The sequence below is a fragment of the Flavonifractor sp. An82 genome (assembly GCF_002159265.1).
Classification (GTDB): domain Bacteria; phylum Bacillota; class Clostridia; order Oscillospirales; family Oscillospiraceae; genus Flavonifractor.
Genome location: NZ_NFHG01000054.1, coordinates 1 through 1,458, shown reverse-complemented (window position 1 = coordinate 1,458; position 1,458 = coordinate 1). Strand labels below are relative to the sequence as shown.

At 52.9% G+C, this 1,458-nt stretch carries 1 tRNA gene and 1 rRNA gene; both read right to left on the bottom strand.

The features are described 5' to 3' along the window. Window positions 1-168 precede the first annotated feature (168 nt). Window positions 169-244: transfer RNA gene (locus B5G34_RS18140), tRNA-Ala, on the bottom strand. A gap of 169 nt (window positions 245-413) precedes the next feature. Further along, window positions 414-1,458, bottom strand: a 16S ribosomal RNA gene (locus B5G34_RS18135); the annotation flags it as partial.

Sequence of the window (1,458 nt, the reverse complement as noted above, 5' to 3'; positions counted from 1 at the left end):
CGCCATTCTATCTTTAAGTTCCACAACATTGCTGTTATTGCCCTCTGTTGCTTGCTCTTCATACTTTCAATCTGCATTGTTCAGTTTTCAAGGTGCTGACTTCCAGTCTTTTTCAAGACCAGATCGAAACATCTGTTTACCAGGTGCTTCGATCCAGCATTGAAATTATGGTGGAGATAGTCGGGCTCGAACCGACGACCCCCTGCTTGCAAAGCAGGTGCTCTCCCAGCTGAGCTATACCCCCATCGCTGCGCGTGTACCCTCTAAATTAAACAACGTGAAAGTTCATTCGCTCCAGAAAGCTGACCTTAGGACGTTACGGCGCGCCGTTGTCTCAAAGAAGTGTTACCACTTCTTTGAGAATTATATGCCTCGCTTCGCTCGGCATGTAATTCGCGCCGAAGTCTCCTTAGAAAGGAGGTGATCCAGCCGCACCTTCCGATACGGCTACCTTGTTACGACTTCACCCCAATTATCGAACCCACCTTCGGCCGCGCCCTCCTTGCGGTTAGGCTACGGACTTCGGGTGTTCCCGACTCTCATGGTGTGACGGGCGGTGTGTACAAGGCCCGGGAACGTATTCACCGCGGCATGCTGATCCGCGATTACTAGCGATTCCAACTTCATACAGGCGGGTTTCAGCCTGCAATCCGAACTGGGATGGCTTTTAGGGATTTGCTCCGCCTCGCGGCTTTGCCTCCCTCTGTTGACCACCATTGTAGTACGTGTGTGGCCCAGGACATAAGGGGCATGATGATTTGACGTCGTCCCCACCTTCCTCCGTTTTGTCAACGGCAGTCTCGCTAGAGTGCTCTTGCGTAGCAACTAACAATAAGGGTTGCGCTCGTTGCGGGACTTAACCCAACATCTCACGACACGAGCTGACGACAACCATGCACCACCTGTCACCGGCGCCCCGAAGGGAAACTCCATCTCTGGAGCGGTCACCGGGATGTCAAGCCCTGGTAAGGTTCTTCGCGTTGCTTCGAATTAAACCACATACTCCACCGCTTGTGCGGGCCCCCGTCAATTCCTTTGAGTTTCAACCTTGCGATCGTACTCCCCAGGTGGGATACTTATTGTGTTAACTGCGGCACGGAGGGGGTCAGACCCCCCACACCTAGTATCCATCGTTTACGGCGTGGACTACCAGGGTATCTAATCCTGTTTGCTCCCCACGCTTTCGCGCCTCAGCGTCAGTTACTGTCCAGCAATCCGCCTTCGCCACTGGTGTTCCTCCGTATATCTATGCATTTCACCGCTACACACGGAATTCCGATTGCCTCTCCAGCACTCAAGAACTACAGTTTCAAATGCAGGCTATGGGTTGAGCCCATAGTTTTCACATCTGACTTGCAGTCCCGCCTACACGCCCTTTACACCCAGTAAATCCGGATAACGCTTGCCACCTACGTATTACCGCGGCTGCTGGCACGTAGTTAGCCGTGGCTTATTCAT